The following is a 26559-nucleotide window of genomic DNA, read 5'->3' on the forward strand; positions in this document are numbered from 1 at the left end:
CCGAGCCTGAGCGAGGTGCCGAGTGGTGGGGCAAGAGCGTTTTGCTTACTTTTGCGCTTTTCAAAAGTGAGCCGCTGTAAGAGCGGAACCAATAGCCGCCATAACCCAAATAACGGATATACACACAAACCCCCAGCCCCAAAAAAAAGCCCCGCGACCGAATAACGGCACGGGGCAAAAAATTGGCTGGATGCGACCAACCAAAGGAGCTCTTTAAATCAGATCACTTGGCACTGGCGATGGTAGTACTCGGCTGCCAACCACCACCCAACGCCTTGTAGATCGCCACGATACCGCGGTACAGATCCACCTCAGCCTGAGCCTGCGAATCCTCGGCCGCCAGACGCTCACGTTGCGCGTCCAGCAACACCAGGAAGTCCACCGTACCTTCGCGGTAGCGAATCTCTGCGAGGTCTGCAGCCGCACGGCTCGACTCACTCTGACGAATCAGCGACACCAACCGCTGCTGGCGTTTGCCGTAATCACTGAAGGCATTCTCCGATTCTTCCAACGCCAACAGCACCTGCTGCTCGTAAGTCGCCAAGGCGCCATCAGCTTCGGCATCCGCACCCCGCAACCGCGCCCGCACGCTGCCCAGGTCAAACGCCGCCCAGGTAATGCTCGGGCCCAGCGACCAGGCATTGGCCGCCGCCGAACCAATCTGCGAACCGCGCCCGGCAGTAAAGCCAAGGAACCCACTGAGGCTCACCCGTGGAAACAGATCAGCCTTGGCCACCCCAATCCGCGCAGTGGCCGCTGCCAACTTACGCTCAGCACTGAGAATGTCCGGACGACGCTGCAACAGTTGCCCCGGATCGCCAATCGGCAACGCCTTGGCAATCGCCGGCAAGTCTTTCGGGCTCAGGTCCACGGTCAACTTGTCCGGGCGCTGGCCGAGAAGGGTGGCGATGCGATTACGCTCGCGCACTTCCTCAGCCTGCAGCTGCGGCACACTGGCTTCTACAGCCGCCAGACGCGCATCGGCACGCACCACATCGAGCTGATCGCCCACACCGGCATCCCGCAGGCTGACGGTGATACCACGGGAATCTTCCTGGTTCTTCAGGTTGGCTACCGCGATCTTCTCGCGCAGTTGCGCGCCTCGCAGTTGGCCGTAAGCGTCCACCAGCTCGGCAATCATGGTGACTTGCAGTTGATACAGGTCGGCTTCGGCAACCTGTTGGTCAGCATCGCTGGCCTCCAGGTTGCGGCGGATGCGCCCGAACAAATCCACTTCCCAGGCCATGTCCAGGCCCAGGTCATAACGCTCGCTGTTGACGCGGTTGGTGGTCTGGCCCGGAATCTGGCCTTTGCCCACGTCGCTGCTGACGCGGCTGGTGATCACCGGCATCACGTCGTTGGCGGCGTCGTCACGAATCGCCCGGGCGGCCCGCAGGCGGGCAAATGCCACCCGCAGGTCACGGTTGCCTTGCAAGGATTGAGTCACCAACTGGTCAAGGGTCGGGTCCTCGAATTGCTGCCACCAGATGCCTTCGAACTTCGCATGGTCGTACTGCTTGGCGTCGGCGGCGGCCGTTACGTTGGCCGCCTCCAGTGGCTGGGTTTTATAGTCCGGGCCCACGGCACAGGCGCTCAGCGCCAGTACCAGCAAGCTCGGCAAAAATACTTTCACGCTCATTGCTGTGTCTCCAGCTTCAAGGCCTTGGCCGCTTTGCGCGCTTCACCGCGTTCGACAAACCGGCGGATCAGTACATAGAACACTGGCGTCAGCAGCAGACCGAAGAAGGTCACGCCGATCATCCCGGAGAACACCGCCACACCCATGGCATGACGCATCTCGGCACCGGCACCGCTGGAGAGCACCAGAGGCACTACACCCATGATGAAGGCGAACGAGGTCATCAGGATCGGCCGCAGACGCAGACGGCAGGCTTCCAGTACCGCAGCCAGAGGGTCGAGACCTTCCTGCTGTTTGTCCTTGGCAAACTCGACGATCAGAATCGCGTTCTTACAGGCCAGGCCCACCAGTACGATCAGGCCAATCTGGGTAAAGATGTTGTTGTCGCCGCCGGAGATGATCACCCCGGTGATGGCCGACAGCAGGGTCATCGGTACGATCAGGATCACCGCCAGTGGCAGGCTCCAGCTTTCGTATTGGGCGGCCAGTACCAGGAACGCCAGCAGTACGCAGAGCGGGAACACGAACAGCGCGGTGTTGCCCGAGAGGATTTGCTGATAAGTCAGGTCGGTCCACTCGTAGGTCATGCCGTTGGGCAGCTCGTCTTTCAACAGTTTTTCAATCGCCACCTGAGCCTGGCCGGAGCTGTAGCCCGGTGCGGCGTTACCGTTGATTTCAGCAGTGATGAAACCGTTGTAGTGCATCACGCGGTCCGGGCCCGAGGTGTCGCTGACCTTGATAAAGGTCGCCAACGGGATCATCTCGCCTTTGTTGTTGCGTACTTTCAGCTGGCCGATCTGGTCTTCATCCTGGCGGAACTGTTGTTCAGCCTGCACGTTGACCTGATAGGTACGACCGAAGCGGTTGAAGTCGTTGGCATACAACGAACCCAGGTAGATCTGCAGGGTGTCGAAGATGTCGCTGATCGCCACGCCGTGGGTCTTGGCCTTTTCGCGGTCGATGGCAGCATCGACCTGGGGCACGTTGACCGTGTAGCTGGTGAACAGGCCGAACAACTCCGGTACGCCACGGCTCTTGGTGATGATGTTCTGCACTTCTTTGTACAGCTCGTCGTAACCCAGGTTGCCACGGTCTTCGACCTGCAGGCGGAACCCGCCAATCGTGCCCAGGCCCTGTACCGGCGGCGGTGGGAAGATCGCCATGTAGGCTTCCTGGATGCTGCTGTACTTGCCGTTCAGTGCACCGGCAATCGCACCGGCAGACAGGCTCGGGTCTTTACGCTCATCGAACGGTTTCAGGGTCACGAACACGATGCCGTTGTTCGGGCTGTTGGTAAAACCGTTGATCGACAAGCCAGGGAAGGCAATCGCGCTTTCCACGCCAGGCTGTTTCATGGCGATGTCGGACATGCGCTTGATCACGTCTTCGGTGCGGTCCAGGCTCGCGGCGTCCGGCAATTGCGCGAAGGCCACCAGGTATTGCTTGTCCTGGGCCGGTACGAAACCGGTTGGCGTGTGGGCAAAGCCCAGCCAGGTCAGAACCATCAGGCCGGCGTACAGGAACAGCGCGATGCCACTGCCGCGAATCACCCGGCGCACGGTGCCTACATAACCATGGCTGGCTTTATCGAAGAAGCGGTTGAACGGTTTGAACAACCAGCCACCCAGCATCTTGTCGAGGAACCGCGAGAAGCCGTCTTTCGGTGCGTTGTGACCTTTAAGCAATACCGCTGCCAGTGCAGGCGACAGGGTCAGCGAGTTGAACGCCGAAATCACCGTGGAAATCGCAATGGTCAGGGCGAACTGCTTATAGAACTGTCCGGTCAAGCCACTGATAAAGGCAGCGGGGATGAACACGGCACACAGTACCAACGCGGTCGCGATGATCGGGCCGGTCACTTCGCTCATGGCCTTTTCGGTGGCCGGGAACGGTTCGAGTCCCAATTCAATGTTCCGCTCGACGTTCTCCACCACCACGATGGCGTCGTCCACCACGATGCCGATAGCCAATACCAATCCGAACAGCGACAGCGCGTTGAGTGAGAAGCCGAACAGGTGCATCACCGCAAACGTACCGATCAACGATACCGGCACCGCCACCAATGGAATGATCGAGGCGCGCCAGGTCTGCAGGAACAGGATCACCACCAGCACCACCAGAATCAGTGCTTCGAACAAGGTGTGAACCACGGCCTCGATGGAACCGCGCACGAACACGGTCGGGTCGTAGGCGATGCGGTAGTCCATGCCTTCCGGGAAGCTCTTTTTCAGCTCCGCCATTTCGGCCCGCACTTCATTGGAGATGTCGATCGCGTTGGAACCAGGGCGCTGGAAGATCGGGATCGCCACGGCCGGCTGGTTATCGATCAACGAGCGCAGGGCGTACTGGCTGGAGCCCAACTCAACCCGCGCGATATCTTTAAGGCGCGTGATTTCGCCGTTGTCGCCGGCACGGATGACGATGTTTTCGAACTCTTCCTCAGTGACCAGACGGCCCTGGGTATTCACCGACAATTGGAAACTGGTGTCGGTGGGCGCAGGCTGCGCACCCAATGCACCGGCCGCCACCTGGCGGTTCTGTTCGCGAATGGCCGTTACCACATCGGTAGCGGTCAGGTTGCGCGAGGCGGTCTTGTTCGGGTCCAGCCACACACGCAGGGAGTAATCGCCCATGCCGAACAGCTGCACATCACCCACGCCGCCCAGCCGTGCCAGCTCATCCTTGATATTGAGGATGGCGTAGTTGGACAGGTAGAGCATGTTGTAGCGTTGGTCCGGGGAGGTGATGTGCACCACCATGGTCAGGTCAGGGGAGGCCTTGTCCACGGTAATACCGATGCGCGTCACTTCTTCAGGCAGTTTTGGCTGAGTCCGGGTCACCCGGTTCTGCACCTGCACCTGCGCGTTGTCCAGGTCGGTGCCCAGGGCGAAGGTGATGGTCAGGGTCAGCTTGCCGTCGGCGGTCGACTGCGAGGACATGTACAGCATGTTCTCGACGCCGGTGATGGCTTGCTCCAGGGGAGCGGCCACGGTTTCACCGATGACTTTGGGGTTGGCCCCCGGGAAGTTGGCGCGTACCACCACAGTCGGCGGCACCACTTCCGGGTATTCGCTGATCGGCAGTTGGAACAGCGAGATCGCGCCGGCGATCAGGATCAACAGCGAAAGCACCGCTGCGAAGATCGGCCGCGAAATGAAGAACTTGGAAAAATTCATCTTGAGTTGTATCCCTTAACCGCGTGGAGTCGCGACGCTGGCCAGCTTGGGCGCGGCTTTATCCGGCGCCACTTGCTCCAGGTTGCTGGCTTCAAGCGCTTGTCGTTGTTGTGCCAGGGCGGCGAGGGTTTCCTTGCTGGCCATCGGGATGGTTTCCGGAGCAACCGGCGACCCCGGGCGAACGCGCTGCAAGCCCTTGACGATGATCGTGTCGTCCTTGGTCAGGCCGCTGCGCACGATGCGCAAGCCTTCGATCTTCGGCCCCAGTTCCACGGCGCGATAAGCCGGCTTGTCGCCGTCCATCACCAGTACGAATTTCTTGCCAAGGTCAGTGCCCACGGCTTCATCGGTGATCAGCACGGCCGAGTAGGTGCCGCTGCCTACCAGCTTCAGGCGGGCATACAGGCCAGGGGTGTATTCGCCCTTGCTGTTATCAAACACGGCGCGACCACGAATGGTGCCGGTGGCCGGGTTGACCTGGTTGTCGACGAAGTTCATCTGGCCCAGGTGCGGGTTGCCGGTTTCATTGGACAGGCCCAGGTACACCGGGGTGGTAGCGCCACGGCGGCCCTGGCGCGCGAGTTCGGTGTACTTGAGGTACACACGCTCATCGGCGTCGAAGTAGGCGTAGACCTTGTCGGTGGACACCACGCTGGTCAGCGCGGTGACATCGGCGGTCACCAGGTTGCCGGCGGTGATCTCGGCACGGCTGACACGGCCGCTGATAGGTGAGGTCACACGGGTGAAGCTCAGGTTCAGCTTGGCCAGGTCCAACTGCGCCTGGATCCCGGCCACCGTGGCGTGGGCTTCCTGGGCGGCGGTGGTGCGCGAATCGGCCAGTTCGGCGGAGATCGCATTGCTCTGGCGCAGGCGTTCGCCGCGCTGGGCTTCGTTATCGCTGCGGGTGGCGGCGGCCTTGGTTTGCGCGAGCTGTGCTTCGAGGCGGCGCACTTCAGCCTGGAATGGGCGTGGGTCAATCTGGAACAGCAGGTCGCCTTTCTTGACCAGCGCGCCTTCGGTGAAAGCTACCTGATCGATCTGGCCCGACACGCGTGGACGGATCTGCACGGTTTCCGGTGCTTCGAGGCGGCCGGTGAACTCGTCCCACTCGTTGACCGGTTGTTCCAGCACCTTGGCCACGCTGACGTGGCTTGGTGGCATGGCGGCCGCTTGTTCTGGTGTCTTGCCGCACGCGCTCATCACCATCACGGCCAAAATGGCCAGTGGATAGCGCAAATGTTTGAGTGACTGTTCCATGAGGTGCATCCGCCAATGTATTTAAGATGGGCGGATCATGCTCGGCAGGGTGCTATCTCACGAATCGAATGAAACAAAGGTAACTATCATTCGGAATGATATAAGCGTAAAGCGAGCCCTCTAGCATGGGGGTTTCGTTAGGGAGCTATCAATGCTGTTGATGACAAAGGACTATTGCGCAGGATGCAAGGAACAGCGCGCCCCGTAAACTGTCGAGGGTGGTTGCTATTCGAATGTGCACAGCGCCGGGTTGGTGGCCTTGCATTCGTTTCCTGTCCAGGCGCTGCCAACAGGCTTGGCGTTGGCCTGGTTTTTCAGGGTCATGCTCACTGGTTCATGGTTCTGATCGAGGTAGTGGCATGCCACAGACGACTGACCCTGGCTGCTTTGGATCACCGCCTTTTCGAACTGGACCTGGTGCAGATCCGTCTGCTCTGTCATCGGGTTTTGCCCGGTCCATTGCTGACCGCCTGGGCCGGACGCGGTGTAGGCAACCACTTCGCCGGACGGCGTCTTTTTGAAAGCATCTTTAAGGGCATTGGTGGGCGGGCAGGCGCCAGCGCCGGCGTAGGCGTTGCCCACAAACGCCATCAGGGTAATCACGAGGGCTGAGGTTTTCTTGAGCTGCCTGTTCATCACGCGTGCTCCTGGCCTGGAGAAACAGTGATGTGAAGATTAGCCCAAACAGGTAACGCCGGACGGTGTTAAATCCACACGTCGTTGATCGCCGTGCGCTCCCCACCTTCGGTGCCGGTATTCAACACACCGCAGGGTTCGATCAACAGCAACTTCACCTCGCCCAATGCGTGCGGCTTGTGCTCGACGCCTTTGGGCACCACGTACATTTCCCCTTGGCCAATCGTCACGGCACCATCGCGAAAGTCGATGCGCAGCGTGCCTTCCAGCACGATAAAGGTTTCATCGGTGTCGGCATGGTCGTGCCAGATGAAATCACCCTCGATCTTCACCACCTTGAACTGGTAGTCATTCATTTGCGCGACGACCTTGGGCGCCCATTGCTCGCTGAACAGGGCGTATTTGCTGGCGAAGTTGATCGGTGTGTAATTCGTCGAAGCGGGGGTGGCGGACATTGGAGGTTCCAGGGTTTCAAGTCATCGGAGCCTTACGTTAGGCCCAATGGCTTGCCGGATATTGAATGATCGTGCAGTGCCAGCTCATTCACCATTCGCTCGATCAGCACCCTGACGCGGCGCGGCTGAACCCGGGTTGGCGGGTAGACGATGTTCAACGCGGTACTGCCCAGATCATAGTCAGTCAGCAGCTCGACCAAGCGTCCGGCCTCAAGATCGGCGCGCACGTCCCACACCGATTTCAGGCAAATGCCATGACCGGCCAGGCACCACTGGCGCACCAGCGCGCCGTCGTTCGCCACCCGCCGGCCCTGGACCAGCACCCGATGGGTGTGCCCGTGCCGCTTGAAGGTCCATTCCCGCGAAATATTGATGCCGAAGCGCATCACCAGGCACTCATGACGCGCCAGGTCCTCGGGGTGTCGGGGCGTGCCATTGAGCGCCAGGTAGTGGGGTGATGCACACAGCACGCGACGGTTTTCGCCAATCGGCCTGGCATGCAGGGTGCTATCCGCCAGCGCGCCGTAGCGCACCGCGAAATCAATGCCCTGGCTCACCGGGTCGGCGTAGCCGTCACTAAGGTTCAGGTCAATGCTGATCTCGGGATGCTCCAGCATGAACGCGGCGAGGATCGGTTCAATGTATTGACGCCCGAGGTCTTCCGGGGCGCTGAGCCGAATCGGCCCCGACAGGGTGTGGGTGCCATGGCGAATGCTGCTGTGCAACTCCTCGGCCTCCGCCAGCAGGCGCCGTGCACCGTCCACCAGCAAGCGGCCTTCGTCCGTCAGGTTGATCGCCCGGGTGGTGCGGTTGAGCAGGCTGGCGCCATAGAAACCCTCCAGCTGCGCGAGCCTTTCCGAGACGGAGGCGGGTGACAGTCCCAGCTCTCTACCCGCCGCCGACAGCCCGCCTTTTTCCACGATCAGCAAAAACAACTCGAGGTTCTTCAGCAGCATTGTTCGGTATTTCCGAAGGTGGTTTTTGATTTCAGCTCAATTATCAAATTAAACCCAAAGGACTAGTTTTGCACCCATCGTTAACCAGCGGAGTGACTGACATGTCGTCCAACCCTGCAAAAATGCCCATCCAGGTCTGGGTGCTGACCCTGGCGGCCTTCGCCATCGGCACCGCCGAATTCGTGATTGCCGGCTTGCTGACCCAAGTCTCCCATAGCCTCAACATCACTGAAGGGCAGGCGGGCAACCTGATTACCGCCTATGCGCTGGCCATCGTGGTCGGCGGCCCGGTGCTGACGATCTGGCTCTCACGCTACGAAAAACGCACGGTGCTGTGGCTGTTGATGGCGGTGTTCGTCGGCGCCAACGTGATGACCGCCCTCAGCAGCGACTACAGCGTGTTGCTGGTGAGTCGGGCGATTGCCGGGCTGACCCAGGGGCCGTTCTACGGGATCGGTGCCGTGGTCGCAACGCGCTTGGTGGCCAGCGGCATGGAAGGCCGCGCCGTCGGCCAGATGTTTGCCGGGCTGACGTTGGCCAACGTATTGGGCGTACCCGCCGGCTCGTGGATTGGCAATCAATATGGCTGGAGCACGGCCTTCCTGGTAGTCGCCGCGTTGGGCGTGCTCGCGTTGCTGGCAATCGTCGTGTCGATCAAGCGCCAGGGCACCGAGCAGGCGGTTTCGGTGATCAACCAGTTGTCGGTGTTTCGTAACCGCAACCTGCTGGCCAGCCTGATGTTCACCGTGCTCGGCTGGGCCGGGTTCATGGCCTTTTATGGCTACATCGCGCCGATTGCCGAACAGGTGGCCGGGTTTGATTCGACGATGTTGACCGCGGTGCTGGTCGTGGTCGGCATTGGCCTGGTAGTTGGCAACAGCCTCGGGGCGCGTACCGCCGACGCCAACTTGCGCTTTTCGCTGATGTTCTGGCCGGCGGCGATGATCGTGACGCTGATCGCCGCAGGCCTCGTGGCGCCCTACAAGTGGCCGTTCCTGGTGACCGCGTTCCTCTTTGGTATCGCCTCGTTCGCCAACGTGCCATCCATGCAAATGCGCGTGATGAAGCACGGCGGCAAGGCCCCGGAGCTGGCTGCCACGGCGAATATCTCGGCCTTCAACCTGGCCAACGCCCTGGGCGGCATCCTCGGGGGCATCGTGGTGGACAGCCACTGGGGCGCGGCGGCCATTCCGTTCGCTGCCGCAGCGATTCCGTTGCTCGGTGTGCTGTTCATCGTTTCCCAGGAAGGCGCGGGCAAAGCCACCCGGACTGCCGCAATTGCTTGATCCCCTGAATTCAGTATGAGGTGAACCAACATGGAAAAAACCGATAACCCGCAACGTCGTACTTTCCTCGCCCAGGCCGGCGCAGGTGCAGCCGTTCTGGCCGCAGGATCGCTGCTCGGCCCGGCCACTGCCAACGCCGCCGTGACAGGGCAGGGCAACGCTGCCCCCGCGGCGACTGCCGGCAAGGCAACCGGGCGTTTCTGGCCTGGGGACACCCGGCTGGTGGTGTCCATTTCCATGCAATTCGAGGCAGGCGGCCAACCGCTCAAGGGCACTGACAGTCCGTTCCCCCACGTGGATTTTCCCGACAGTGTTCCGCAGGATGTGGCCACCAACACCTGGTTTGCCTACGGCTACCGTGAAGGTATTCCGCGGATGCTTGACCTCTGGGACCGGCATGGGGTGAAAGTCACCTGCCACATGATCGGCGACGCCGTAAAGCGCAACCCCGCGCTGGCCCGGGAGATCGTCGCCCGTGGGCACGAAGCCTCGGGGCATGGCCCGCACTGGAGCTCGCAATTTGCCATGAGCCGCGATGAAGAGCGCACCTTTCTGCGCCAGGCCGCGAGCATGCTGCAGGACGTCACCGGTCAGCCGGTCACCGGCTACAACTGCAACTGGCTGCGGCGCGGGCCCAATACCTTGTCGTTGTTGCAGGAGCTGGGCTACGTCTATCACATTGATGATGTGAGTCGTGACGAGCCGTTTATCGAGCAGGTCAATGGCAAGGACTTTGTCGTGGTCCCGTACACCCTGCGCAACAACGACATCGTGTTGATTGAGGGGCGCAATTACTCGCCCTCGAAATTCCTTGAACAGGTCAAGCTGGAGTTCGACCAGCTCTACCAGGAAGCCGGTAGCCGACGCCGCATGATGGCGATCAGTGCCCACGACCGCATCAGCGGTACGCCGCAAATGGTCAGGGTCTGGGACGAGTTTCTGCGGTACGCCAACAGCCATCCCGGCGTGGCGTTCATGCGCAAGGACGCCATCGCTCAATACACTTTGAAAAGCCCCCTCAGCCTCAGGGAAAGCGAAACCATCTGAGTTCGTTCTCTTCGCCTTTATAGGATGTGCCTCTATGCAACGCTCCATTCCCTTTATCGCCGCCGGATTCCTGGCCCTGACCCTCTCGGGCTTGGCGTTTGCCACCACCGAGCTGGTGGCGCCCGGTGTCCTGGTGGTGGACAAGAGCCTGACCGCCACGCAACTGAAGATCATGGAAACTGTCGCCCGGCGTTACGACACGTTCTGGAATACCGGTGACGAGAGCCTGGCCCGTGAAGCGCTGGCGCTCAACTTCATCGACAAAACACCGCCCGCCGGGCGCAAGCAAGGGCCGGAGGGACCGCTGCTGGCCTCCCGCGCGTTTCGCGGCGCGGTGCCGGACCTGAGCTGCGAAGTGGAGCAAATGATCATTGCCGGCGATCGCGTCGTGGCGCATTTGCATTTTCGCGGGCACTTCACCGGTTCCTTCGGCCAGATCAAGGGCACCGGCCAGGTCGTGGACTTTATTGCCACCGACATTTATCAGATCGGCAACGGCAAGATCGTCGCCAACTGGCACATCGAAGACAACCTGACGCTGATGAAGCAGTTGGGTGCGCTCTGACGGGAGGGCTCTGCACATGACCGTTCACTACCTGGATCACTTCACGCTCCGCACGGAGCATGTCGACGCGACGGTGAGTTTCTATCGTGACGCCCTCGGACTGGAGGAGGGTTGGCGCCCGGCGTTCCCTTTTCCGGGGAGCTGGCTTTATTCAGCAGGGCGGCCGCTGTTGCACATCGCCAACGTTCAACGCAACGATGCGGCGCTTGAAGCGTACCTTGGCGGACGCAGCCCGGGGCACGGCTCAGGTGCGCTCGATCACATCGCATTGCGCTGTGACGATCTGCCAAGGCATCAACAACGCCTGCGCAAGCGTGGGGTGCCGTTCACCGAGCGGGTGGTGCCGGAGCTGTTCGAGCACCAATTGTTTGTCGAGGACCCGAACGGTATCAGGGTCGAGCTGATCTTTGCTTACCCGGCGGCCTGAGGTGACTGCCCGGCCAACTGTTGGCTGGGCAACAGCAATCGGGCAGTTGTGGTTTACGCGGGACAGCGCACTGCCGACGACTGTTTTCATCTGATTGATTCTATTGATATTTATTTATGGCATGGGCTCTGCAATGCACACAGGTGAACCCTTTCACCCGTCGCTCAGCGGAGCCCTGTATGCCTTGCACCTTTTTCTCGCGTTCCCGTTTTATCTGGCTTGGCGCAGCGCTGTTGCTGGGCCATGCCGCCATTTCCCAGGCCGCCGAGGGCGATGACGCGGTACCGTCCCTGGCCGGCAAGCGCATTGCCGTGAGCATGACTGGTACCAGTCACTACTTCGATATCAAGGCGTTCCAGGCCCAGGTCGACGAGATCAAGCGTCTCGGCGGCACGCCCATTACCCTGGACGCCGGGCGCAATGACAAGAACCTGGTGACCCAGCTGCAAACCGTGGTCACCCAGAAACCCGATGCGGTGATCCAGACGCTCGGCACCCTCAGCGTGATCGACCCGTGGCTCAAGCGCATCAGCAAGGCCGGCATTCCGCTGTTCACCATCGACGCGCCTTCGCAGTACAGCCTCAACAACACCACCTCCGACAACGTCGCCACCGGCAAGGCCTTGGCCGATCAACTGATCAAGGACGCCGGCGGCAAGGGCAAGATCCTGGTGTTCAACGGCTTCTACGGCGTGCCGGTGTGCGCGATTCGCTACGACCAGTTGAAGCTGGCGCTCAAGGATCATCCGCAGCTGGAGATCATCCAGCCGGAGCTGCGGGATGTAATCCCCAACACCGTGCAGGATGCCTATTCCCAAGTGTCTGCGTTGCTCAACAAGTACCCGGCCGGCAGCGTCTCGGCGATCTGGGCGGCGTGGGACATTCCACAACTGGGCGCGAGCAAGGCGCTGATCGATGCCAAGCGCACCGAGATCAAGACCTACGGCGTGGATGGCACGCCTGAAGTGCTGGAACTGCTGGGCCAGGCGAATTCGCCGGTAGGCGCGGTGGTGGCCCAGCAACCCGCGCTGATCGGCAAGACCGCCGTGCAGAACGTGGCGCGGTACCTGGCCGGGCAGCGCGACCTGCCCAAGGAAACCCATGTACCGACGCTGCTGACCACCGCTGCCAACCTGGCGCAGGTCCAGCAACTGCGGGGTGATTGATGGCGGCGTTGCACTTGCAGCATCTGCGCAAACGCTTCGGTGCCACCCTGGCGCTGGATGATGCGAGCCTGAAAGTCGAGCGCGGCACCATTCACGGCCTGGTGGGCGAGAACGGTGCCGGCAAGTCGACCTTGATCAAGGTGTTGGCGGGGATCCACAAGGCGGACTCGGGGCAACTGAGCATTGACGGCCAGTCGTACGCTTCACTGTCGCCGCGCCAGGTGGACGCCCTGGGTGTGCAGTTCATCCATCAGGAGCGGTTATTGCCGGCGAGTTTCACCGTAGGCGAGGCGCTGTTCTTCGGGCATGAGTTGCGCCGTGGTCCGTTTGTCGACCGGCGTCGCCAACAGCGCGAAGCCGAGCGTTTGCTGGCGGAGTATTTTGACCTGCAACTGCCGGCCGGTGCGTTGGTGGGCGAGCTGAACAGCGCCGAGCGCCAGGTGCTGCAAATCACCCGGGCGTTGATTCGCCAGCCGAAGATCCTGGTGTTCGACGAGCCCAGCGTGGCGCTGGTCAAGCGCGAAGTCGACCAGTTGCTGCGCATCGTCAAGCGCTTGCGGGACCAGGGTTTGTCGATCCTCTACATCTCCCATTACCTGCAGGAAATCGACAGCCTGTGCGATGAGGTGACGGTGTTGCGCAATGGCCGCGATGTAGCGGTGGTGGAGCCGCGGCATACCTCCAGCGCGCAGATTGCGCGGTTGATGGTCAATCGCGAAGTCCAGGAGATGTATCCCAAGGCGCAGGTCGAACTTGGCGAACCGTTGCTGCAAGTGCGCGGGCTGAGCCTGGCCCGGCGTTACCGGCAGATTGACCTGGAACTGCGCCGGGGGGAAATCGTCGGCCTGACCGGGTTGGTGGGGTCGGGGGCCAAGGATTTGCTCAAGACCCTGTTTGGCGTGGTGCGTGCCGACAGCGGCAGCGTGCATCTGGAAGGTCGTCTGTTGCGCCTGCGTTCACCGGGTGACGCGATCGCCCAAGGGATTGCCCTGGTGCCGGAAGAACGTCGCAGCCAGGGGATTTCGCCGCTGCTCTCGGTGCTGGAAAACCTGACCCTGGCCGGGCTTGGGCGCTTCAGCCGCTGGGGTTTGCTGAGCAAACGCCATGAGCAGGCCGAAAGTCTGCGGCTGATCAGTGAATTGGTAATCAAGGCGCCGGGCCCGCAGGCGGCGGTCAGCCAGTTGAGCGGCGGCAACCAGCAGAAGGTTGCCCTGGGCAAATGGCTGAGCCGGCGCTCGGCGGTGTACCTGCTGGATGAGCCGTGTGTCGGGGTGGATGTCGGCGCCAAGGTCGAGATTTATCGTTTGATCGGGCGCCTGGTGGAAGAGGGTGCCGCGGTGCTGGTGTTGTCGTCGGACCTGCCGGAGCTGCTGGGCATTTGCGACCGCATCCTGGTGCTGCACCGAGGCGAGATTGCCGGCGAATTCCAGGCCGGTGAGGCAGACAGTGATCAGTTGTTAGCGTGTGCCACGGGCGCGGTGCAACCCTCGGTAGCCGTGCCGGTGAAACAGGAGGTGGCCCATGTCCCTGCTTGAAACGGCGACCCCGGGCTTGTCCCAGCGACTGTGGGTGCTGGTGTTGCGACGCGGCTCGGTGGGCGTGTTCCTCGCGATTTTGCTGGGGTTTGCCGTCTCTGCGCCGAATTTCCTGTCGGTGGGCAATATCGCCAATGTGTTCAGCCAGTCGGCGATCCTCGGGGTGCTTGCCTTCGGCCTGACCTGCGTGATTATCGGCGGCGGCTCCAACGTGGTGGCCGGCGGCCTCGACCTGTCGCTGGCGGCTAACCTGGGGTTGTGCGCGGCGGTGTTCAGTCGCCTCAACAACGCCGGCCTCGACCTTTGGGCCAGCCTGCTGCTGACCTTGGGCTGTGGACTGGCGGTCGGACTGCTCAATGGCCTGGCCGTGGTGGTGCTGCGCTTGCCACCCTTGCTCGCGACCCTGGCAAGCATGAATGTGCTGGCCGGGCTGGAGCTGGTGCTCACCGAAAACACCGTGGTCTCTACGGACTCACCGTTGCTCGACCTGCTCAGCGGCGGCACCTGGCTGGCCGTGCCGGCACTCGCCTGGGTGTTGCTGGTGACGGCCTTCGTACTGACGCTGCTGATTCAACACACCGCCTACGGGTTACGCCTGCATGCCGTCGGCGAGTACCCGCACGCCGCTGAAGCCGCCGGGATTCGCGTGCCGGCCTATGTGTTTTCCAGCTATTTGCTGTCGGGGCTGTGCGCGGCAGTGGCGGCCTTGTGTTCGGCGGCGTTTTTCAGCGGCAGCACCACCGGCTCCGGTGACATGTTGCTGTCGGTGGTGGCGATCGCCTTTCTCGGCGTGGTGTTTTCCCGGCGGCTGGTGGCCAGCATCCCCGGCACCTTGCTGGCGACTTTGCTGATCGGCTTTTTGATCAACGGGTTTCAACTGCTCAACCTGTCGAGCTTCTGGGTCAACGGTGTGCAGGGCGTGTTGATTCTGCTGGTGGTCGCGGCCTCCAGTGCTTTGAATCGGGGAGAGTCATCATGAGCCGAATCGCAACCATGGGCGTAGCGGGTTGGCGTTCGCTGTTGCCCCTGACGTTGCCGCTGGTATTCGTGGCCATCGTGCTGGTGTTTGCCTGGCAGGCGCCCGGGTTCCTCAGTGGCGGCAACCTGAAAAGCCTTGCGCTGAACAACTTCGTGCTGTTGGCGATTGTCGCCATCGGCATGACCTACGCGGTGGCGGCCGGTGGCATCGATTTGTCGGTGGGCACCGCGGTGGATTTCGCCAGTTTCAGCTTTGTGGTGCTGCTTAACGCCGGGCACGGATTGGGCGTGGCGATTGCTGGCGCGTTGGCCGCCGGGCTGCTGGTCGGGTTGTTCAATGCCGGCTTGATCGCAGGGCTCAGGATCAGCCCGTTCCTGGCGACCCTGGGCACCTTGTTTATCGGCACCAGTGCCCAGCAGTTGCTCTCGGACGGCGGCCAACCGATCTATATCGCCCAGGGATTCAAACCGGAACTGGCGAGCTTCAGCCCGCTGGGCGTGCCGTTGCCACTGTTGATCGTGCTGGTACTGGCCGTGGTCTACGGCCTGTTGCTGGCCCGTGGGCGCCTGGGGCGGGAGTTGCTGGCCCAGGGCACCCAGCCGTTGCTGGCGTATTATTCGGGGTTGTCTGTACGGCGCATCGTCACCACCACGGTACTGGCAGCAGCGCTGGCGTGCGCAGTGGCGGGGATTCTGCTCAGTTCGACGGTGAGTGCTTACGTGCCGCTGTCGGGCAATGCGTTCCTGTTGAATGCGATTGGCGCGGTGTTTATCGGCACCACCCTGAATCGCCAGGGCCGGGCAAATATTCCGGGCACGTTGCTGGGGGTGCTGTTTATCAATGTCATCGCCAATGGCTTGCTGCTGATCGGCTGGAATTTCTACTGGCAGCAGGTGGCAACCGGCGTGCTGATTTTTGCGGTACTGGCCTTCAGCTTTATCAGTCGCAGGATTGCGCAGAACACCTGAGGCACAGGGCCCCAGGTGTCAGTCGGGCCGTTACTTTTCCCAGTCAGCCTTGGGAATCAACAGGCCATGGTTGCCGTTATAGGCGGCGCGCTCGGGCTGCTTCCAGCCTTCAAGCAGCGCGTCGTCCAGGCGGTAGATCTCAACCCCCAACGGCCGGCACACCTTCAGCGGGTCTTCGGCATCCGGGCCCCACATCGGCAGCGACAGGTCGCCGCCGGGGCAGGTGGAGAGGGCGCACAGCAGGTCGATTTCGGCGAAGAACTCCAGGTAGTCGCCCTGCTTGGCCGGGCAGGCTTTCATGAAGTACATGTCGTCGTGGTTCAGGCCGGTGCACTGGAAGATGTTCAGCACGTCGTGCACATCGAACTCGGTCAGGCCGTGGGGCAGCACCGCGCGGGTCAGGTTGGAGTGGCAGTGATGGTGGAAGTCTTCGCCGGTCAGCATCTTGTTCACGTAAGGGTCGCAGCGCGTGCCCAGCAAGTCGTGCAAACGCCCGCCGTGCTCGTCGATGCCGTAGTCGGCCAGGCTGTCGTCGGTGATGGTGACCATCGGCCGCAAAAACGGCAGGTTCGACCACAGGCGGTCGTAGGTCGTGACATGAGCACCTTGCAGCTGGCGGGTGCGCGCTGCCCACATGCGTTCACGGGGGTCGTTGGCGCTCCACACGTTGAAGTCACCGACCTGCGGGCCAACCGGGGTGGTCACGCGGAACACGTGGCCTGCCGGTACTTTCCAGGCACGGCCGGTGCGGATCGGCACTTCGAATTGCTCGATCAGGGTGCGCCCGTCCCGGGACTCGCGCACGCGGTCATAGAAGGCTTTGTCGACCTGCAAGGCTGCGCCTTTGCTGACTTGGTAGGCTGCCGGGTAGTCCTTGTACATGGTGGGATCTCGCTTCAGGGTTTTGGGAGGCTGCTGAGGATGTCCAGCAGCAGCGATTCGGAGTCGTTGAGGTAGCTGGCCAAGGCTTCGCCGGCGGCTTGCTTGTGGCCGTCAACCAGCAAGTCGTGAATCTGCCGGTCGCGTTCCAGCCAGGGCTTCTGGAAGGTTTCCTCGCTGGGGGCGTTGGAAAACACCAGGCGCATCTGGGCCGCAATATGGGTGAAGAACTCATCCAGCAACGGGCTGCGCATCAGCCCGACGATGTGTTGGTGAAAGCGCAGGCTGTGGGTACCGAAGGCCTGCCAGTTCTCGCGGTCCTGGGCCAGTTGCGCGGCCTCGATGGACTCGAGCATCAGGTCGGACTGGTATTCGCGCAGCGGCTTGCTGGCGGCAATCGCCTGCAACTCCAGGGTGCGCCGCACCTTGAAGATGTCGCGCACTTCATCCACCCCCAGGCGGCGCACGATCACGCCTTTATTGCGCACGTAACTGGTCAGGCCTTCGCGGCCCAGGTGGTGCAAGGCTTCGCGCACGGTATTGCGCGAAGCGTTGTAGGCGTTGACCAGCTCGCTCTCCACCAGCGGCATGCCGGGCAGCAGGCGGCCGCCGATGATGTCTTCGCGCAGTTCGATGGCAACCTGGTCGGCCAGCGACAGGCTGGGTTCCTTGGCTTGGCTCACGTTGGGGCTCCTTGGGCTCACGCCAGTTGGACGTCTTTGAGGAACTTGGTCATGCGTTCGCTGCGTTGCTCGAGCATTTCACGGGGCGCGGCGTCCTGGATAATCTCGCCACCTTCCATGAACACCACGCGATCGGAAAGCTTGAACGCGAAGTTCATTTCATGGGTGACGATGACCATGGTCATGCCTTCGCGGGCCAGTTCCTCGATCACCGCCAGCACGTCGCCCACCAGTTCCGGGTCGAGGGCCGAGGTGGGCTCATCAAACAGCATCACCGAGGGCCGCATTGCCAGCGCCCGGGCAATTGCCACGCGCTGCTGTTGGCCGCCGGACAACTGGTGCGGGTATTTGCCGGCGTGCTCCAGCATGCCGACCTTGCGCAACAGGGCCAGGCTCAACAGGCGCAATTCTTCGCTGCCACCATGGGCATGGTAGACGGGCGCGAGCATCACGTTCTCAAGGGCGGTCTTGTGGGGGAACAGGTTGAACCCCTGGAACACCATGCCGACGTGGACGATACCGCGCATATGCACCTTGTGTCCCAGCGCGCCTTGTGGCTCCCGGGTACCGCGCAGGAACGGCTGGCCTTGCAGGGTGATCTCGCCGCGGTCCAGGCTTTCGAGGCCGTTCATGGTGCGAATCAGCGTGGTCTTGCCTGAGCCCGACGGGCCGATGATCGACACCACCTCGCCCCAGCGCACATTCAGTTCCACGCCCTTGAGCACCTCCAGCTCGCCATAGGCCTTGCGCACGGCGCGGGCCTGCAAGGCAAACTCGCCGGGCTCGGCCTGGCCGGCCGCACGCCGCGTCGCTACCCCGTCAAGTTCGGCGGGGGCGATGGCCTTGGGTTTGCGGCGGGTCACGTCCAGGTGGTTTTCCAGCACGCGCAACAGCCAGCTGAACACCGTCACGATGAACACGTAATAGAACGCCACCGCCAGCATGGTCTCCATCACCAGGAAGTTCTGGGTGTAGAGCTGTTGCCCCACCAGCAGGATTTCCGAGAGCGAAATCACCGACACCAACGAGGTCAGCTTGACGATAGTGATGTACTCGTTGGCCAGTGTGGGCAGCGCCACCCGCAGTGCCTGGGGCACCACGATCAACCGCTGCACGCCACGATAACCCACGCCCAGCGCCTTGCCGGCTTCCCGCTGGCCCTTGACCACCGCCAGCAGGCCGCCGCGGTGGATCTCGGCGATGTAGGCCGCCTCACTCAGCACCAGGGCGATCAAACCCGCCGAGTAAGGATTGGACAGCACCACGCTGGTGGACGGAAATACCTGCGGCAGGTTGTAGACGAAGATCAGCAGGACCAGCAGCGGCAGGCTGCGGAAGAACCAGATGTAGACGCCGGCGGAGTCCCGCAGCCAACGGCGTTCCGACTGTCGGGCCAGGGCCAGGAAGAATCCCAGGACAATCCCCAGCAGCCAGGTTTCCAGGCTCAGCTCGACCACGGTGCCGACCGCTCGCCAGAAGTCGCCGTTCCACAACAGGCCCAGGGTGTAGTGCCAATCGAATTGCATACATGTGCTCCGCGTTTCAGTTACCCAGCGCCGCACTGATCTCGGCGGCGTTCGGCTCGGCCAGGTTGTAGCGCGCCAGCAGCTTGCCGTAGCTGCCGTCCTGCTTGATCTGGCTGAGGGCGCCGGTCAGTTCCTGGAGCAGTGCCGGGTTTTCCTTGCGCACGGCCAGGCCGACCACCACCGGGTAGATCAGCTCGCTGGAGCTGATCACGGTTTTGCCTTGCAGCTTTTCGACGGTGATCTTGGCCACCGCTGCGTCTTCCATCTGCACATCGACCGCCTGGGCGAGCAGGGCCTGGGCGGCTTCCGGGGAGGTCGGGAACTCGCGGGACTCGATCGCCGGCTTGCCCGCAGGGAGGCAGTATTCAGCCGAGACTTTGTTCAGCTTTGGCACCCACGACGCACCCTTGATCGAGCCGACGCGCTTGCCACACAGGTCTTCCGGGCGCTGGGGTTTGAAGTCGCCGGCGCTGAGTACCATCAGCGACGAGCCGGTCTTCAGGTAGCTGAGGAAGTCCACCTGCTTGGCACGCTCGGGGGTGACATACAACGCCGAGGCCACCACGTCGAAGCGCTGGGCGTTGACGCCGAGGATCAGGTTGGCGAAACGCGTGTCGAGAAAGCGCGGCTTCAGTCCCAGTTGCGTGCCCATCAACTGCATGAACTCCGGATCGAACCCGGCCGGAGTTTTTTGTTCAAGGTAGGTGTAGGGCGGGTAGGTGAGGTCCGAGCCGATCGACAGCTCGCCCGGCTTGAGGGTGCCCTTGATCTCGGCCGCCGACAGTAGCGGTGCCACACACGCCAGGGTGATCGCCAGCCCCAGGGTGCGCATGGTGGTGTTGCCCGTCAGACCTTTTTGCATGTTCGTCGCCTCGGTTACTGGATACAGGGGTGATTTGGATTGTTCAACAATCCTGTATTAACCAGTAAGCCGTTATCGTGCCAACTAATGGTTTTGCGCGGTTTTTGACGGTTTTTTAAGCGTGAGAGGGCCTTTTTTTGTACACGCGCACACCAAATCGGGGCGATTCGTTACCGGGCGCTACGTGGTGGGGCAGGAATATTGCGGGGCATAAAGAAGCGACTTATTGATAAAGTGCCGATTCAAAACCGTGAGTGAACCGCAATGCCGTCGATGTCCCAACGCCGCTCGACCTTGATCGCCTTGTTGGTGGCCGTCACCTTCTTCATGGAGAACCTCGATGCCACGGTGATCGCCACCGCGCTGCCGGACATCGCCAAGACCTTCGGCGTGGGCGCGGTGGACGTGAACATCGGGATGAGCGCCTACATGCTCGCCGTCGCGGTGTTCATTCCCATCAGCGGTTGGCTGGCGGACCGCTTTGGCTCGCGGCTGGTATTCGGTTGGGCGATCGTGCTGTTCAGCCTGTCTTCGTTGCTGTGCGGCTTGAGTGACAGCCTGCAGACCTTCGTCGCCGCGCGCGTGTTGCAGGGCATCAGCGGGGCGATGATGGTGCCGGTAGGGCGCCTGGCAGTGCTGCGGGCTACCGAGAAAAAAGACCTGGTGCGGGCGATTTCATTTATCACCTGGCCCGGCCTTGTGGCGCCGATACTCGGGCCGCCGGTGGGCGGGTTTATCGTCACTCACGCATCCTGGCCGTGGATTTTCTACCTCAACCTGCCGCTGGGTTTGCTGGCATTGATCGCTACGCTGGTACTGATCCCCAAGCGTGACGAAGTGACGTCACGCACCTTCGATTTCAGCGGTTTCCTGCTGGTAGGCGTCGCCAGTGCGGCGCTGTTGTACGGCGTCGAGTTGCTCGGGCAAAGCCGTGGCAGCCTGTTGCAGGGCCTGTTGCTCAGTGCCGCCGGCATGATGCTTGGCGCCTTTGCCTGGCGCCATATGCGCCGGCATGCACAGCCGTTGCTGGCGCTGGAGGTGGTGAGCGTGCGCACGTTCAGTGTGTGCCTGTGCGGCGGGTCGATTTTCCGGGTGGCCATCAGCACCTTGCCGTTCCTGCTGCCGTTGATGTTTCAACTGGCGTTCGGGCTCTCTGCCTTCGATGCGGGGTTGCTGGTGCTGGCGGTATTTGCCGGCAACCTGGCGATGAAACCCTTCACCACAGCGGTGATGCAGCGCTGGGGTTTTCGTCCGGTGCTGATGATCAACGGCATTCTCGGCGTACTGGCGATTGCCGCGTGCGCGTTGCTGGACCAGCGCATGAGCTGGACGCTGATCCTGTTCATTCTGTTCGTGGGCGGCCTGTCACGCTCCATGCAGTTCACCTTGTTCAACACCCTGGGGTTTGCCGACATACCCAAGGCGCAGATGAGCGATGCGTCTACCTTGTTCAGCATGTTTTTCCAGCTGAGCATGGCCATGGGCGTGGCGATTGGTGCGCTGTTGTTACGTTTTGCCATGAATTTACACGGCAACACCGGGCAGGCCGCGACCGCCGATTTTCAGCTGACGTTCCTGTGGGTGGCGGTGATTGCCGGCGCGGCATTGCTGGATAACCTGCGGCTTCCGGCCCAGGCGGGAGAATCGGTGCTGCAACGCAAGTGAGCCCACGATACCTTCGGGGTATGAAGCAACACCTATTGAATATTGGACGGCCTGTGCCCCCGGCAGCACTCTGCGTTGAAGCAGAAAATCGGGGCCCATAATAATAAAAGAGGCGCAACCATGACCGTGCTATTGAGTGAGCGCAGCCAGATATTTGAGCGTGCCGATGCCTATGTGGTGTCGGACTATGTGAACCAGCATGTGGGCAGCCACCGCATCCGCCTGCCTCCCAAAGGGCGCCCGCAGGCGAGCATCAGCCACCGGACCTTTTCCAGCCTGGACCTGTGCCGTATCAGCTACGGCGCGCCGGTGCGGGTGACGTCGGTAGCGCTGGAAACCATTTACCACCTGCAGGTACTGCTCCAGGGCCATTGCCGCTCGAACGCTCGGGGCGAGGAACTGGTGTTCGGGCCGGGGGAGATCCTGCTGATCAACCCGGATGACCCGGTGGACCTGACCTATTCCGCAGACTGCGAAAAATTCATCATCAAATTGCCGGTGCGCCTGCTGGAAAACGCCTGCCTTGAGCAGCACTGGACGCTGCCCCAGGATGGCATCCGTTTCGCGGCGGCGCGGCATGTGCTGACTGAAATGGGCGGGTTCCTGCCGTTGCTCGGGCTGATCTGCCACGAGGCGGAAAACGCCGCCGAGCCCGAACTGCAGGGCCTGTATGAGCGCGTCGTGGCAAACAAGCTGCTGGCGCTGCTGGGCAGCAACGTGCTGCGCGTGATCCCCCGGCCCGATCAGCGCGGCGGCTTTGAAGCGCTGCGCGAGTTTATCGAGGAGCATTTGACCGACGACATCAGCACTGAGCAACTGATGGCCGCGGCCAAGGTCAGCGAGCGCTCGCTGTATACCTTGTTTGAACGCCAGGTCGGCGTTTCGCCCCGTGACTATATCCGCCAACGCAAACTGGAGCGGGTGCACGCCGTGTTGCAGCGGGGCGCTGCGCGCAGCGTCACCGAAGTGGCGCTGGACCACGGGTTTGTGCACCTGGGGCGGTTCTCCGAGGCCTACCGCAAACGCTTTGGCGAGCTGCCGTCCTACACCTGGAAGCGCCGGCTTGCGCCAGGCGGATAACGATTTGCAGCCAGCGGATATTGACGGGTAGGGCAAGTACATAAGGTGGAGGTGCCTGATACAAGAACAACCGAGGGCCTACCCCATGATCAGCACATTTGACCGACTCGCCCGACAATTGCGCGACTCCGTCCAGGAAGATCCCGCCACCGGGGTGTTCCGTTGCCGCCGCGACATCTTCACCGACCCCGACCTGTTCGACCTGGAGATGAAGCATATTTTCGAAGGGGGCTGGGTCTACCTGGCGCACGAAAGCCAGGTGCCAGAGATCAACGACTACTTCACCACCTGGATCGGCCGCCAACCCGTGGTCATCACCCGCGACAAACACGGCACGCTCCACGGCCTGGTCAACGCCTGCGCCCACCGTGGCGCCATGCTCTGCCGCCGCAAACAAGGCAACAAAGGCTCGTTTACCTGCCCGTTCCACGGCTGGACCTTCAACAACGCCGGCAAGCTGCTCAAAGTGAAAGACGCCAAGACCGGCGCCTATCCCGACAGCTTTGACTGTGACGGCTCCCACGACCTCAAGCGCCTGGGCCGCTTCGAAAACTATCGCGGCTTCCTGTTCGGCAGCCTCAGCGAGTCGGTGCCGGAACTGAGTGATTATTTGGGTGAAACCCGGGTGATCATCGACCAGATGGTCGACCAGGCACCGCTGGGCCTGGAGGTACTGCGAGGCAGTTCATCCTATGTGTATGACGGTAACTGGAAGCTGCAGATCGAAAACGGCGCCGACGGTTATCACGTCAGCTCCGTGCACTGGAACTACTCGGCGACCATGGGCCGGCGCAACTACGAAGCCGAAGGCACCCGCACCGTGGACGCCAATGGCTGGTCGAAAAGCCTCGGCGGTGTCTACGCCTTCGAGCACGGTCATATCCTGCTGTGGACGCGCCTGCTCAACCCGCAGGTGCGCCCGGTGCATGCGCACCGTGAGGCCCTGGCCGAGCGCCTGGGCCAGGAACGCGCCGACTTTATCGTCGATCAAACCCGCAACCTGTGCCTCTACCCGAATGTGTACCTGATGGACCAGTTCTCCACGCAGATTCGCGTGGTACGGCCGATTGCCGTGGACAAGACCGAAGTCACGATCTACTGCATGGCACCCAAGGGCGAAAGCGCCGAGGAGCGCACCACGCGCATTCGCCAGTACGAAGATTTTTTCAACGTCAGCGGCATGGGCACGCCGGATGACCTGGAAGAATTCCGCGCCTGCCAGACCGGCTACCAGGGCGCGACCACCTTGTGGAATGACCTCAGCCGTGGCGCGAAACAGTGGGTCGAGGGCGCCGACGAAAACGCCCGGGCCATGGGCATGCACCCGCAGCTCAGCGGGGTGAAAACCGAAGACGAAGGCCTGTTCGTGCGCCAGCACGCCCATTGGGCGCAAAGCCTGCAACGTGCGATCCAGCAGGAGCAGCAACGCTTGATCGCCACAGACAAGGAGGTGCTGGCATGAGTGCTTCCCGCGACCGCCTGCTGGACTTTCTGTACCGCGAAGCCCGCCTGCTGGATGACCGCCAGTGGGACGAATGGCTTGAATGTTACTCACCCAAGGTCGAGTACTGGATGCCCGCGTGGGACGACCACGACACCCTGACCGAAGACCCCCAAAGTGAAATCTCGCTGATCTATTACCCCAGCCGCGACGGCCTGGAAGACCGCGTGTTCCGGATCAAGACCGAACGCTCCAGCGCCAGCACCCCGGAACCGCGCACCGCGCACCTGATCACCAACCTCGAAGTGCTGGCCGACGACGGTCAACACGTGGAGCTGCGTTTCAACTGGCAAACCCTCAGCCATCGTTACAAGACCACGGATACGTATTTCGGCACCTCGTTCTACCGCCTGGACATTCGCGCCGAACAGCCGCTGATCACGCGCAAGAAGGTGGTGCTGAAAAACGACTACATCCACCAGGTCATCGATATCTACCACATCTGAGGACACGCCCATGACGTACTCCATCGCCCTGAACTTCGAGGACGGGGTGACCCGTTTCATCGACTGCAAGGTAGGTGAAAAGGTCCTCGACGCGGCCTTTCGCCAACGTATCAACCTGCCCATGGACTGCTCCGACGGTGTGTGCGGCACCTGCAAATGCCGCTGTGAAACCGGCGCCTATGACTTGGGCGACGACTACATCGAAGACGCCCTGAGCGAAGAGGAAGCCGTTGAGCGCCAGGTATTGACCTGCCAGATGGTGCCGCAATCGGACTGCGTGATTGCCGTGCCGGTGCCGTCGGGTGCGTGCAAGACCGGCACCGCGCAGTTTGCCGCCACGGTGGCGAGCATTACCCGGCATGCCGATGCGGCGTTGGAAGTCAGCTTCGACCTGGACCAGGCGCCGGTATTCCTGCCGGGGCAATACGTGAATATCGGTGTGCCCGACAGTGGGCAGACCCGCTCGTATTCCTTCAGCAGCAAGCCCGGCGACACGCGCGCCAGTTTCCTGATCAAGCACGTGCCCGGCGGGTTGATGAGTGGCTGGCTGGAGCGTGCCCAGCCGGGGGACGCGGTACCGATGACCGGGCCACTGGGCAGCTTTTACCTGCGTGAAGTGGCCCGGCCCTTGTTGTTGCTGGCGGGCGGTACCGGGTTGGCGCCGTTCCTGTCGATGCTTGAAGTGCTCGTCGAACGCGGGGAAACCCGGCCGGTGACGCTGATCTACGGCGTGACCCGGGACCAGGACCTGGTGATGGTCGAGGTGCTTGAAGCCTTCGCCAAACACCTGCCCACCTTCAGTTTTGTCACCTGCGTGGCCGACCCGCAGACCGCGCATCCCCGGCAGGGCTACGTCACCCAGCACATGGCCGCAGACCTGCTGAACGAAGGCGACGTGGATGTGTACCTGTGCGGGCCGCCACCGATGGTCGACGCGGTACGCCAGCACTTCAAGGCCCATGGCGTAACGCCGGCCAGCTTCCACTACGAGAAGTTCACCCCCAACGCCATCGTCACCGGCGATGCAGCCTGAGGACACCGCTATGAATTCACGTTTTAACACCAAGGTGGCGCTGGTGACCGGCGCCGCCCAGGGCATTGGCCGCCGCGTGGCCGAGCGTTTGCTGGAAGAGGGCGCCTGGCTGGTGGCGGTGGATCGCTCGGAGCTCGTGCATGAGTTGCAGCATGAACGGGCGCTGATCCTCACCGCCGACCTGGAGCAGCATGCCGAATGCGCCCGCGTCATGGCCGCCGCGAAGGCGCGCTTCGGGCGTATCGATATTCTGGTGAACAACGTGGGCGGGACCATCTGGGCCAAGCCGTTCGAGCACTACGCCGAGAATGAAATCGAAGCCGAGGTACGCCGCTCGCTGTTCCCGACGCTGTGGTGCTGCCATTGCGTGTTGCCCTACATGCTGGAGCAGGGCAGTGGCGCCATCGTGAATGTCTCGTCCGTGGCCACCCGCGGGGTGAATCGCGTGCCCTATGGCGCGGCCAAGGGCGGTGTCAACGCCCTGACCGCGTGCCTGGCCCTGGAGACCGCCGGCAGCGGCATCCGGGTCAACGCCACCGCGCCCGGCGGCACCGAGGCACCACCACGGCGGATCCCGCGCAACAACCAGCCCCAGAGCGACCAGGAGCGCGTCTGGTACCAACAGATCGTCGACCAGACCCTCGACAGCAGCCCGATGAAACGCTACGGCAGCATTGACGAGCAGGCCGGCGCGATTCTGTTCCTGGCCTGCGACGAGGCCTCCTACATCACCGGCGTGACCTTGCCGGTAGGAGGTGGCGACCTCGGCTGATCCACCGCTGTACCTGCAGA

The 26559-nt window shown here is 62.1% G+C and carries 24 protein-coding genes; 14 read left to right on the forward strand and 10 right to left on the reverse strand.

The window, feature by feature from the left end:
• Positions 1-223: 223 nt before the first annotated feature.
• The 6 genes from M2400_RS07810 to M2400_RS07835 form a co-directional block, all read right to left on the reverse strand.
• Positions 224-1639 carry an efflux transporter outer membrane subunit gene (locus tag M2400_RS07810; protein ID WP_177077526.1) on the reverse strand — a complete coding sequence of 472 codons (1416 nt, stop codon included), beginning with the start codon at positions 1637-1639 and terminating at the stop codon, positions 224-226.
• Positions 1636-4815 (reverse strand): efflux RND transporter permease subunit, encoded by a 3180-nt coding sequence (locus M2400_RS07815; RefSeq protein ID WP_177045411.1) that lies wholly within the window; start codon positions 4813-4815, stop codon positions 1636-1638. The genes M2400_RS07810 and M2400_RS07815 overlap by 4 nt, the downstream gene beginning before the upstream one ends.
• Before the next feature lie 15 nt (positions 4816-4830).
• Positions 4831-6072, reverse strand: a complete 1242-nt coding sequence (mexE, locus tag M2400_RS07820; protein WP_177045409.1) for a multidrug efflux RND transporter periplasmic adaptor subunit MexE — start codon at positions 6070-6072, stop codon at positions 4831-4833.
• Between the two features lie 225 nt (positions 6073-6297).
• Positions 6298-6708 carry a DUF3757 domain-containing protein gene (locus M2400_RS07825; protein ID WP_259195793.1) on the reverse strand — a complete coding sequence of 137 codons (411 nt, stop codon included), beginning with the start codon at positions 6706-6708 and terminating at the stop codon, positions 6298-6300.
• Positions 6709-6776: 68 nt separating this feature from the next.
• Entirely contained in the window at positions 6777-7163 is a 387-nt protein-coding gene (locus M2400_RS07830; RefSeq protein ID WP_177045405.1) for a cupin domain-containing protein, read from the reverse strand.
• A 32-nt stretch (positions 7164-7195) separates the two neighbouring features.
• Positions 7196-8119: a LysR family transcriptional regulator gene (locus M2400_RS07835; RefSeq protein WP_177045404.1), complete on the reverse strand. Its 924-nt coding sequence runs from the start codon at positions 8117-8119 to the stop codon at positions 7196-7198.
• 101 nt (positions 8120-8220) lie between these two features.
• On the opposite strand from M2400_RS07835, the gene M2400_RS07840 reads away from it, so the two are divergent.
• The 8 genes from M2400_RS07840 to M2400_RS07875 all read left to right on the forward strand — a co-directional run bounded on the left by M2400_RS07840 (position 8221) and on the right by M2400_RS07875 (position 16092).
• Positions 8221-9405 (forward strand): MFS transporter, encoded by a 1185-nt coding sequence (locus M2400_RS07840; protein ID WP_177045402.1) that lies wholly within the window; start codon positions 8221-8223, stop codon positions 9403-9405.
• Positions 9406-9435: 30 nt separating this feature from the next.
• Positions 9436-10452 carry a polysaccharide deacetylase family protein gene (locus M2400_RS07845; protein WP_259195792.1) on the forward strand — a complete coding sequence of 339 codons (1017 nt, stop codon included), beginning with the start codon at positions 9436-9438 and terminating at the stop codon, positions 10450-10452.
• A gap of 34 nt (positions 10453-10486) precedes the next feature.
• Complete coding sequence (locus M2400_RS07850) at positions 10487-11017, forward strand: ester cyclase (RefSeq protein WP_259195791.1); 531 nt, start codon at positions 10487-10489, stop codon at positions 11015-11017.
• A gap of 16 nt (positions 11018-11033) precedes the next feature.
• Positions 11034-11444: a VOC family protein gene (locus tag M2400_RS07855; RefSeq protein WP_177045396.1), complete on the forward strand. Its 411-nt coding sequence runs from the start codon at positions 11034-11036 to the stop codon at positions 11442-11444.
• A 179-nt stretch (positions 11445-11623) separates the two neighbouring features.
• Complete coding sequence (locus M2400_RS07860; protein WP_169388312.1) at positions 11624-12610, forward strand: sugar ABC transporter substrate-binding protein; 987 nt, start codon at positions 11624-11626, stop codon at positions 12608-12610.
• Positions 12610-14145, forward strand: a complete 1536-nt coding sequence (locus tag M2400_RS07865; protein ID WP_259195790.1) for a sugar ABC transporter ATP-binding protein — start codon at positions 12610-12612, stop codon at positions 14143-14145. The genes M2400_RS07860 and M2400_RS07865 overlap by 1 nt, the downstream gene beginning before the upstream one ends.
• A complete protein-coding gene (locus M2400_RS07870; protein ID WP_259195788.1) occupies positions 14132-15124 on the forward strand; it encodes an ABC transporter permease in 993 nt (330 codons plus the stop codon). The genes M2400_RS07865 and M2400_RS07870 overlap by 14 nt, the downstream gene beginning before the upstream one ends.
• The gene (locus M2400_RS07875; RefSeq protein ID WP_177045388.1) at positions 15121-16092 is read left to right on the forward strand and encodes an ABC transporter permease; all 972 of its coding nucleotides are present in this window, start codon (positions 15121-15123) and stop codon (positions 16090-16092) included. Before M2400_RS07870 ends, M2400_RS07875 begins: the two co-directional genes overlap by 4 nt.
• A gap of 30 nt (positions 16093-16122) precedes the next feature.
• On the opposite strand, the gene M2400_RS07880 is transcribed toward M2400_RS07875, so the two are convergent.
• From M2400_RS07880 to M2400_RS07900, 4 genes are read right to left on the reverse strand one after another with little or no spacing between them, the layout of a single operon-like run.
• A complete protein-coding gene (locus M2400_RS07880; protein ID WP_003210853.1) occupies positions 16123-16974 on the reverse strand; it encodes a DUF1989 domain-containing protein in 852 nt (283 codons plus the stop codon).
• Positions 16975-16988: 14 nt separating this feature from the next.
• Entirely contained in the window at positions 16989-17654 is a 666-nt protein-coding gene (locus M2400_RS07885) for a GntR family transcriptional regulator (protein ID WP_177045384.1), read from the reverse strand.
• 17 nt (positions 17655-17671) lie between these two features.
• A complete protein-coding gene (locus M2400_RS33385) occupies positions 17672-19180 on the reverse strand; it encodes an amino acid ABC transporter permease/ATP-binding protein (RefSeq protein WP_177045382.1) in 1509 nt (502 codons plus the stop codon).
• 16 nt (positions 19181-19196) lie between these two features.
• On the reverse strand, positions 19197-20042 hold the full coding sequence (locus tag M2400_RS07900; protein WP_259195787.1) for an ABC transporter substrate-binding protein: 846 nt from the start codon (positions 20040-20042) through the stop codon (positions 19197-19199).
• Between the two features lie 264 nt (positions 20043-20306).
• Between M2400_RS07900 and M2400_RS07905 the strand changes: the two genes are divergently transcribed.
• The 6 genes from M2400_RS07905 (at position 20307) to M2400_RS07930 (ending at position 26539) form a co-directional block, all read left to right on the forward strand.
• Positions 20307-21707: a DHA2 family efflux MFS transporter permease subunit gene (locus M2400_RS07905; protein ID WP_259195786.1), complete on the forward strand. Its 1401-nt coding sequence runs from the start codon at positions 20307-20309 to the stop codon at positions 21705-21707.
• 120 nt (positions 21708-21827) lie between these two features.
• Positions 21828-22787 (forward strand): AraC family transcriptional regulator, encoded by a 960-nt coding sequence (locus M2400_RS07910; RefSeq protein WP_259195785.1) that lies wholly within the window; start codon positions 21828-21830, stop codon positions 22785-22787.
• Between the two features lie 85 nt (positions 22788-22872).
• Positions 22873-24249, forward strand: a complete 1377-nt coding sequence (locus M2400_RS07915; RefSeq protein WP_259195784.1) for a Rieske 2Fe-2S domain-containing protein — start codon at positions 22873-22875, stop codon at positions 24247-24249.
• Positions 24246-24734: a benzoate 1,2-dioxygenase small subunit gene (gene benB / locus M2400_RS07920; RefSeq protein ID WP_008433833.1), complete on the forward strand. Its 489-nt coding sequence runs from the start codon at positions 24246-24248 to the stop codon at positions 24732-24734. The genes M2400_RS07915 and benB overlap by 4 nt, the downstream gene beginning before the upstream one ends.
• A gap of 10 nt (positions 24735-24744) precedes the next feature.
• Positions 24745-25767 carry a benzoate 1,2-dioxygenase electron transfer component BenC gene (gene benC, locus M2400_RS07925; protein ID WP_259195783.1) on the forward strand — a complete coding sequence of 341 codons (1023 nt, stop codon included), beginning with the start codon at positions 24745-24747 and terminating at the stop codon, positions 25765-25767.
• 10 nt (positions 25768-25777) lie between these two features.
• Positions 25778-26539: a 1,6-dihydroxycyclohexa-2,4-diene-1-carboxylate dehydrogenase gene (locus M2400_RS07930; RefSeq protein ID WP_177045363.1), complete on the forward strand. Its 762-nt coding sequence runs from the start codon at positions 25778-25780 to the stop codon at positions 26537-26539.
• The last annotated feature ends 20 nt before the right edge of the window (positions 26540-26559 follow it).

Origin of the sequence: Pseudomonas sp. BIGb0558 (genome assembly GCF_024807515.1) — a bacterium.
Classification (GTDB): Bacteria; Pseudomonadota; Gammaproteobacteria; order Pseudomonadales; family Pseudomonadaceae; genus Aquipseudomonas; species Aquipseudomonas yamanorum_A.